Genomic DNA, 8,038 nt, shown 5'->3' with positions numbered 1-8,038 from the left:
CACCTTACAGCCTCTATGTCCGGTCTATCAATATCACCGTCGCGCCCTCCTGCCGACACTTCCATTGACACCGGACGCCGGGTCAAGTAAAACTTCCACCAACCCCGCAAGAACGCTCGTGCTGAAACTGACCTAATTGTTGAAAGATCTCGATGTGGCATTGCTGAAACGCTTGGCCACGTCGCCGTCGACAGGTGCGGCACGGCGAATCGACCACCCTCGGGGGCGAAATGCAACTGTCTGTTCTCGGCCCGATCGCCATCATCACCGAGGCGGGTCGCCAGCCGGTGCGAGGCGAGAAGGTCCGTACGACACTCGCGCTGCTGGCCCTCGACGCGGGCCGTCTCGTGACAACGGACCGGCTCGTCGACGAACTCTGGCCCGACCGGCCGATCGGTAACGCCCGCAACGCCCTCCAGGCGCACATCACTCGACTCCGTCGGCTCCTCGACGGCGGACGCGATCACGGGACGAGGGGATCACTCATCCAGACGATCGGCACCTGCTACCAGCTCGACCTTCCCCCGGAGGCCCTGGACTCCAACCGGTTCCGGCAGTTGGCTGGTCTCGGTGCCGCGACCCGGGCGGAGAATCCACGGCGGGCGGTCGCGCTGCTGGAGGAGGCGCTGCGGCTCTGGCACGGCCCGGCGCTGCTCGACGCCGGCCCCGGCCCCGTCTGCCGGGCCGCCGCCTGCTGGCTGGACGAGAACCGACTGATGGCGAACGAGGATCTGATCGCCGCCCGCCTCGCCCTCGGCGAGGACCGGACGGTGGTGCCCGAGTTGGAGGAGCTCACCGCCCGCTACCCACTGCGGGAACGCTTCACCGAGCTACTCATGGTGGCGCTGTACCGGTGTGGGCGACAGGTCGACGCGGTAAACGCCTACCACCGCCTCCGACTGCGTCTGACCCGGGACATCGGCCTCGACCCCGGTGACCGGCTGCAGAAGCGGTACCTCGAGATACTGCTCCGAGATCCCGCCCTGCGCGCCTTCGAGGCTGCTGCCTGACCGGGGCCCGTGTGGTCTCGGGCCCCGCCGACGCGCGGGGCCGGCTGGGTGCGAGACCAGACGCAGCAGGGGCACGGCCGCCGACCACCGGTCGTCATCCGCCCCGCCGCGAGCCGCTGTCCGTTCGGCAGCTTCAGCAAGCAGCTCACGGGGGGGCGGAGACGGCACCGACCGGTCCGCCCGTCAGTACGGCGTCAGTGCGCTTTCAGCTTCCGTCGGGAGGGTGGGACCACCGGATCCGGCGGTCGGACCCGACCGGCCGACACCGGTGCAGGAGGAGGAACGGCATGACCCGCGTAGCGGTCCTTCGGGGAATCGGCAGCTGGCTGCCGCCACGCCGCGTGCCCAACAGCGCCCTCCCCGCCGAGCTGAACACGTCGGACGAGTGGATCAGGCTGCGGACCGGCATCGGCCAGCGATATTTCGCCGAGCCGGGCTCCGCCACCTCTGATCTGGCCGTCCGCGCCGGTGCCCGGGCCCTGGCACACGCCCAGCTGTCCGAGGTGGATGCCGTGGTGGTCACCACCACCACACCGGATCGCCCCTGTCCGGGCATCGCACCCGAGGTCACCTGGCGACTCGGACTGGGTAGCGTCGGCGCGTACGACGTCATGGCGGTCTGCGCCGGCTTCGTCTACGCCCTGGCCAACGCCGCGGGCATGATCGCGGCAGGCATCGTGGACCGGGTCCTGGTGATCGCGGCGGAGACCTTCTCCAGCATCCTCAACCCGCTCGACCGGACCACCGCCGTGCTCTTCGGCGACGGCGCGGCGGCGGTGGTGCTGACCAGCGGAGACCCGGACGAGCCGGGCCGCGTGGGCCCCTTCGACCTGGGCAGCGACGGCGAACACAGCGGGCTGATCGCGGTACCCGCCGGTGGGTCCCGGCAGCGGCTCTCCGGTCAGCCCGTGCCACCCGAGGAGCACTACTTCACCATGGATGGCCGGGAGGTGTTCCGGCACGCCGTGCTCCGGATGGCTGCCTCCACCCGAACCGTGCTGGACCGCGCCGGCTGGCGCGCCGCGGATCTCGATCACCTGGTCAGCCACCAGGCAAACAGCCGCATCCTGCACCGCCTGGCCGAGGACCTCGGCCTCGACCCGGCCCGTGCGGTCAGCAACATCGCCCGCGTCGGCAACACCGCAGCCGCGTCGATCCCCCTGGCCCTTGCCGACGCCCTCGCCGCGGGCACCCTACGCACCGGCGACCGGCTGGTACTGACCGCTTTCGGCGGTGGACTGGCCTGGGGGTCGGCCGCCCTCACCTGGCCGTCACTGAACTGCCCCGGGCTGGCCGCGACCAGTCCTTCAGAACGAGGAGCGCGCGCATGACCGCAACCACCTACGACCGCTTCGTCGACATCTTGATCACCCGCTTCGAGGTCGAGCCGGACGAGGTCGGCCCAGACGTCACCTTCGAGGACCTGGAACTGGACTCCCTGTTCCTGGTGGAGCTCGGTCTCGTCGTGCAGCAGGAGTTGGGCGTGAAGCTCGACGAACGGGACGCCACCCCGCACAGCACGATCGCCGAGACGGCGCAGCTGATCGACGCCCGCCTGGCGGCGCCGGCATGACCGGTGGCGACCTCGCGGTGACCGGTCTGGGGTTGGTGACCCCGGCCGGGATCGGCGTCGACGCCACCTGGAGGGGCGTGTGCGCGGGCACCTCCACCGCGCGGACCGACCCGGAGTTGGCCGATCTGCCCGTCACCTTCTCCTGCCGGGTGCCCGCATTCGAGCCCCGCAGGGCGGTAGGCCGTCGCTCCTGGCAGTACGACCGCTTCGTCCAGCTGGCCCTGGTCGCCGCGCGGGAGGCCGTCGCCGACGCCGGGCTGGACCCGGCCACCTGGGACGGCACGCGGGTGGGCGTGGTGATGGGGTGTGGTCTCGGCGGGGTAGCGACCTGGGAGACCCAGCACAAGAACCTGCTCGGCGGCGGCCCGCCGACGGTCTCCGCCCTGCTGATCCCGATGCTGGTGCCGAACATGGTCGCCGGGCAGGTCGGCATCGCGCTTCGGGCCACCGGCCCGAACTTCGTCACCGCCAGCGCCTGCGCCTCCGGAGCCACCGCCATCGGCACGGCCCGCGCCCTGCTGCACAGCGGCGCCTGCGACGTGGTGGTCACCGGCGGCAGCGAGGCCGGCGTCAGCCCGCTCATCCTCACCGGTTTCGCCCAGATGACCGCACTGTCCACCCGGGTCGAGGATCCGGCCGCCGCCTCGCGCCCCTTCGACGCGGACCGGGACGGCTTCGTTCTGGGGGAGGGGAGCGCCGTACTCGTCCTGGAACGGGCCACCGACGCCCGGGCCCGCGGTGCCCGGGTACGAGCACGCCTACTCGGCTACGGGGCCAGCGCCGACGCGTACCACGCGACGGCGCCGGAGCCCGGCGGGCGGGGCATCACCCAGGCGATCCGCACCGCGCTCACCGACGCCGACATAACCCCGTCCGACGTGGACCACGTCAACGCGCACGGCACGTCGACCCCGGCCAACGACTGGACCGAGGCCACCGCCATCGCCCGGACCCTCGGCCCCCGCCCCGCCGTAACCTCGACCAAAGGCGTGATCGGACATACGCTCGGCGCCGCCGGTGCCATCGAGGCCGCCCTCACCGTGCTCTCCGTACAGCACGACGCCATTCCCCCCACCGCGAACCTGGAACGTCAGGATCCGGAGATCACCATCGACGTGGTGGCCAAGGCACCCCGGCACGCCCCGGTGCACGTGGCGATCAGCAACTCGTTCGGCTTCGGCGGCCAGAACGCCGTCCTCGTCTTCGGGAAGGCCTGAACGACCCGGCCGGGACCATGGCCGTGGTGTCCGCCGCGGTCACGGCTCCGACAGGCCGGTGAACTCACCCCGGTGACAGACCAGCGGACCGCCGTCCGGACGGTCGTGCGCGGACCGCACCGCGCCGAACACCACCTCGTGATCGCCACCGTCGACCACCGCGGTGATCGCGCAGTCGAGCCAGGCCACCGCCCCGCCCAGCACCGGCTGGCCGGAGTCGTTCGTTGCCCAGGGCAGCGAGGCGAAACGGTCCGCGCCCGGGGTGGCGAACACCCGGCAGACGGGTGCCTGGTCGGCGGCGAGCACACTGACCGCGAACCGTCCACTGGCCCGGAGCGCCCCCCAGGTCCGCGATGACCGGTGCACGCAGAAGAGAACGAGCATCGGGTCGAGGGATACCGAGGTGAACGAGTTCACCGCCATGCCGTACGGCCGGCCGGCGAGCATCGTGGCGACCACCACCGCGCCGGTGGGGTACCGCCCCATCACCCGACGGAACTCGTGGGCGTCCGGTGCGCCGCGCGTCGCCGGGGCGGCGGGGGGCGCCGGTCCCGGTCCCGGTCCCGGTCCCGACATCGTCGGTCCTCAGCGCACCACGGAGCGGACCTGGTCCGATGTGGCCGAACGACCGTTGGCCGCATCGACGTGGACCAGGAAGGCGTCGACCGTCGCGCGGAAGTGTTCCGGCTCCTCGACGTGTGGCATGTGGCTGGACTCCTCGAACAACTCCCACCGGGAGGAGGGCAGCCCGTGGTGCAGCTCGGCCACCGCCGCCGGGGTCACCTCGTCATACCGCCCTGAGATCAACAAAGCGGGGACCTCGACCCGGCCCAGCCGATCCCGGATGTCCCAGTCGGCGAGGCGGCCACGGAGGTCGAACTCGGTGCCGCCCGCCATCGTCTCGTAGACGCGCGGATCCTCGCGTACCGCGCCAAGGGTCCGCAGCACCTCGTCGGGCACCGGTCGCGCACGGCAGACATGCCGGGTGTAGAAGGTGCGCACCGCATCGGCGTACCCGGGATTGTCGGGCGGGCCGGCGATCGCGGTACGCGCCGGGTCGGGCAGCTCGTCGCGGAGCCGGCCGACCTCTGCCCGGTAGGTCGCGCCAGCGGCGAAGCTGCCGGTGAGCACCAGCGACCGCAGGCCGGCCGGACGCTCGGTGGCCAACTCCAGGGCCAGCAGGCCGCCCCAGGAGTGGCCGAGCAGGTGATAGCCGTCGGTGATGCCCAGGTGTGTCAGCAGTGCGCGCAGCTCGGCGATAAACAGCGGCACCGTCCAGAACGCGTCCGCCACATCCGTCCGGCGATCGGATCGGCCGTTTCCGAGCTGGTCGTAGAAGACGTAGGCCCGGCCACCGGCGGCGAGTGCCGCCAACGACAGAAGATAGTCGTGGGTGAGGCCCGGTCCTCCGTGGCACACCACCACGGGCGCGGGACCGCTGGTCAGGTCACCGACCGGCCGATACCAGGTGAATCCGCCGGCCCACGTCAGAAAGCCTCCGGATTCCGGGTCCGTTGCGCTGTCCACGCTCATGACCCCGATGGTGGGCGGGCCCGCTGACGCGCCGCTGACCGACGGCTGACGTACCCGTGCACCTGGGGATCTCCCCAATGCTACGCCGGGTGACGGTAGCCGAGACTGTCAGCACGAACGGCCGGGCGAGGCCGCCCGGGCCGGCTTAGGCGACCAGCTGGGGAGGCGAGCTTGAGCACGCGCATCTACACGCTCCCGGTGGAGCAGACCCGCTGGCACGTGCCGGGCGGGGCGACGACCGTCTTCGACTGGGACTACGACACCGGCCGGGACCGGTTGCTCGCCCTCTACGAGAAGGGCAAGCAGCGGCAGTGGGACGCCGCCGAACGGCTGGACTGGTCGATCGAGATCGACCCGAACGACCCGATGGGCGTACCGGAGGAGTCCATCGCCATCTACGGCTCCCGGGTATGGGACAAGCTCGGTCCGAAGGAGCGCGGGCTGGTCCGGTTACACCTCAACGCATGGCAGTTCTCCCAGTTCCTACACGGGGAGCAAGGGGCGCTGATCTGCTCGTCGAAGATCGTCGCGAGTGTGCCCGATGTCGACTCGAAGTTCTACGCGGCCACCCAGGTGGTGGACGAGGCCCGGCACATGGAGGCCTACTCGCGCTACCTGCGGGAGAAGCTCGAGCTGGCGTACCCGATCAATCCGAGCCTGCAGGCGCTGCTCAACAACGTGATCTCCGACTCCCGCTGGGACATGACCTACCTGGGCATGCAGGTGCTCATCGAAGGCTTGGCGCTTGCCGCGTTCGGCCTGATCCGCGACTACGCCAAGGAGCCGCTGGCCCAGGCCCTCAACGCCTACGTCATGCAGGACGAGGCGCGGCACGTGGCCTTCGGCCGGCTGGCCCTGCGCGACTACTACCCACAGCTCACCCAGGCCGAGCGCGACGAACGCGAGGAGTTCTGCGTCGAGGCCTGTCACCTGATGGCGAAACGGTTCGTGGGCGAGGAGGTGTGGCGCCACCTGGATATCGACGCGGACGAGTGCATCGACTTCATGCGTCGCTCCGCGCACTTCCGTGCGTTTCGCAGCCACCTGTTCTCGCGCATCGTCCCCACGCTGCGCGACATCGGCCTCTTCGGACCGAAGCTGCACCGCGCCTTCGCCGACCTGGGTGTCCTGGGCTTCGCCGAGGTGGACCTGGACCAGATGATGGCGCGGGACGAGGAGATCGCGGTCGAGGTCGACGAGCGTCGCCGACGCCAGGTCGAGGTGACCATCGCCGACGGTGCCGACGGACCGCCCACCGGGTCACCCGACCGCAACGCCGCGTGACCTGGCCAGCAACACAGCCCATCCGAAGTGCGGCGCTCCTCGTCCCGGCCTCCGGCGCCGCCTTCCGGGCGATGGGCGATCCGACGGCGAGCACCCGGGCGATCCCCGCCCCCTCCAGCAGGAGCTCGATGGTTCCTCCGCCGACGCACGCGCGGATGCGCCTCCACAGCGGTGCCCCGGTCGCCGCGGGGTCGACGGCGGTGACCGGGGCCGGCCGGCGTGTCAGCAGCACATCAGTCCGGTGTCAGCCCGGTCCACGATCCTGGGCCAGTGCCGGCTCCGCACTCCACCGCGGTCCCCCGGCCATACCCACGATGGAGGTAGAACGTTGACCGCTGCACCCACCACCGAACAGGCCCTCCCGGGGGACCTGGTCCGGCAGGTCATGGGGGATGCCCTGGGTTTCTTGAATGCCGCGGCGCTGCGTGTCGCGGTACGCCTCGACCTCGCCGAGCATCTCGCGTCCGGGCCGAGGACCCCGAGCGAGCTGGCCACGCTGAGCGGCGCGGATCCCGGACACCTGGCCCGGGTACTGCGTTTCCTCGCGATGCGAGGGGTGTTTCGTGAGGACGAACAGGGCGCCTACCAGCTCACGCCCGCCGCGGAGCTGCTGCGGGCCGAGTCTCCGATGTCGGTCCGCTCGATGGTGCTGCTGCTGACCGACGAGATGTACTGGCTACCGGCCGGCCGGCTGGAGGAGACCGTACAGACCGGCACGACAGTGTTCAACGAGATCTTCGGCGGCCCGCTCTTCGACGTCCTCGCCCGGGAGCCGTACCGCGCCGACATCTTCCACACCGCGATCGCCGACCTGTCGGTCACCGAGCAGGATCCCATTGCGGCGAGCTACGACTTTCCGGACACCGGCACCGTCGTTGACGTCGGCGGCGGGCCCGGCGGCCTGCTGCACGCGGTCCTACTCCGCAATCCGGGCCTGCGGGGGGTGTTGTTCGAACAGGAGTCTGTCCTCGCCCAGCACCGGCTGGGCGATCCCGCGATCGCCGGGCGCTGGGAGCCGGTGGCGGGTGACTTCTTCGGACAGATCCCGACCGGCGGCGCCATCTACGTCCTCAAGCGCGTGCTGCACGACTGGGACGACGGCGACAGCCTGCGCATCCTCCGGGCGACCCGGCAGGCGATGGCGGACGAGGCAACGCTGTTGATCATCGACGCGGTCATCCCCTCGGGCAACGATCCGCACCTGAGCAAGCTCTATGACCTCGCGATGATGACCAACTTCGACGGCAAGGAACGCACCAGGGCCGAGTTCGACACCCTCCTGGCCGCCGCGGACCTCCGGGCCGTCCGGGTGATCCCGACTCCCGGGACGCTGTCGATCGTCGAAGCCGTGCCGGCCCCGCCGGCGGCACCCAGCGCCCCCGACGAGGCGGGGATCCGATGACACCCGAAGGGGCGGCCCC

8 protein-coding genes are annotated in these 8,038 nt (G+C 70.9%); 6 read left to right on the top strand and 2 right to left on the bottom strand.

Translation table 11 applies throughout. The features are described 5' to 3' along the window. Nucleotides 1–230 precede the first annotated feature (230 nt). The 4 genes from AC1UKG_RS14725 to AC1UKG_RS14710 all read left to right on the top strand — a co-directional run bounded on the left by AC1UKG_RS14725 (nucleotide 231) and on the right by AC1UKG_RS14710 (nucleotide 3,800). Nucleotides 231–1,010, top strand: a complete 780-nt coding sequence (locus AC1UKG_RS14725) for an AfsR/SARP family transcriptional regulator (protein WP_018813481.1) — start codon at nucleotides 231–233, stop codon at nucleotides 1,008–1,010. 287 nt (nucleotides 1,011–1,297) lie between these two features. Further along, a complete protein-coding gene (locus tag AC1UKG_RS14720; RefSeq protein ID WP_018742613.1) occupies nucleotides 1,298–2,341 on the top strand; it encodes a beta-ketoacyl-ACP synthase III in 1,044 nt (347 codons plus the stop codon). Next, nucleotides 2,338–2,583, top strand: coding sequence for an acyl carrier protein (locus AC1UKG_RS14715; RefSeq protein WP_018742614.1), 246 nt, complete (start codon nucleotides 2,338–2,340; stop codon nucleotides 2,581–2,583). Before AC1UKG_RS14720 ends, AC1UKG_RS14715 begins: the two co-directional genes overlap by 4 nt. Further along, nucleotides 2,580–3,800, top strand: a complete 1,221-nt coding sequence (locus AC1UKG_RS14710; RefSeq protein ID WP_482642516.1) for a beta-ketoacyl-[acyl-carrier-protein] synthase family protein — start codon at nucleotides 2,580–2,582, stop codon at nucleotides 3,798–3,800. Before AC1UKG_RS14715 ends, AC1UKG_RS14710 begins: the two co-directional genes overlap by 4 nt. A gap of 39 nt (nucleotides 3,801–3,839) precedes the next feature. Here AC1UKG_RS14710 and AC1UKG_RS14705 read toward each other — a convergent pair whose 3' ends face one another. Both AC1UKG_RS14705 and AC1UKG_RS14700 read right to left on the bottom strand, forming a co-directional pair. Next, on the bottom strand, nucleotides 3,840–4,376 hold the full coding sequence (locus tag AC1UKG_RS14705) for a flavin reductase family protein (protein WP_026325129.1): 537 nt from the start codon (nucleotides 4,374–4,376) through the stop codon (nucleotides 3,840–3,842). 9 nt (nucleotides 4,377–4,385) lie between these two features. Beyond that, a complete protein-coding gene (locus AC1UKG_RS14700; protein ID WP_482642515.1) occupies nucleotides 4,386–5,333 on the bottom strand; it encodes a proline iminopeptidase-family hydrolase in 948 nt (315 codons plus the stop codon). 171 nt (nucleotides 5,334–5,504) lie between these two features. Between AC1UKG_RS14700 and AC1UKG_RS14695 the strand changes: the two genes are divergently transcribed. Beyond that, entirely contained in the window at nucleotides 5,505–6,617 is a 1,113-nt protein-coding gene (locus AC1UKG_RS14695; protein ID WP_018742618.1) for a ferritin-like domain-containing protein, read from the top strand. 385 nt (nucleotides 6,618–7,002) lie between these two features. Beyond that, nucleotides 7,003–8,019 (top strand): methyltransferase, encoded by a 1,017-nt coding sequence (locus AC1UKG_RS14690; protein ID WP_050564227.1) that lies wholly within the window; start codon nucleotides 7,003–7,005, stop codon nucleotides 8,017–8,019. Nucleotides 8,020–8,038: the final 19 nt, after the last annotated feature.

This window comes from Salinispora sp. CH2A1_6 (genome assembly GCF_056820975.1).
The sequence above is the reverse complement of the archived record's forward strand: the minus strand, read 5'-3'. Positions and strand labels throughout refer to the sequence as shown.

Excerpts from the sequence above, each read along its gene's own strand:
- AC1UKG_RS14715 (WP_018742614.1), top strand. The coding sequence starts at position 2,338 with ATGACCGCAACCACCTACGACCGCTTCGTCGACATCTTGATCACCCGC.
- AC1UKG_RS14705 (WP_026325129.1), bottom strand. The coding sequence starts at position 4,376 with ATGTCGGGACCGGGACCGGGACCGGGACCGGCGCCCCCCGCCGCCCCG.
- AC1UKG_RS14725 (WP_018813481.1), top strand. The coding sequence starts at position 231 with ATGCAACTGTCTGTTCTCGGCCCGATCGCCATCATCACCGAGGCGGGT.
- AC1UKG_RS14700 (WP_482642515.1), bottom strand. The coding sequence starts at position 5,333 with ATGAGCGTGGACAGCGCAACGGACCCGGAATCCGGAGGCTTTCTGACG.
- AC1UKG_RS14720 (WP_018742613.1), top strand. The coding sequence starts at position 1,298 with ATGACCCGCGTAGCGGTCCTTCGGGGAATCGGCAGCTGGCTGCCGCCA.
- AC1UKG_RS14690 (WP_050564227.1), top strand. The coding sequence starts at position 7,003 with ATGGGGGATGCCCTGGGTTTCTTGAATGCCGCGGCGCTGCGTGTCGCG.
- AC1UKG_RS14710 (WP_482642516.1), top strand. The coding sequence starts at position 2,580 with ATGACCGGTGGCGACCTCGCGGTGACCGGTCTGGGGTTGGTGACCCCG.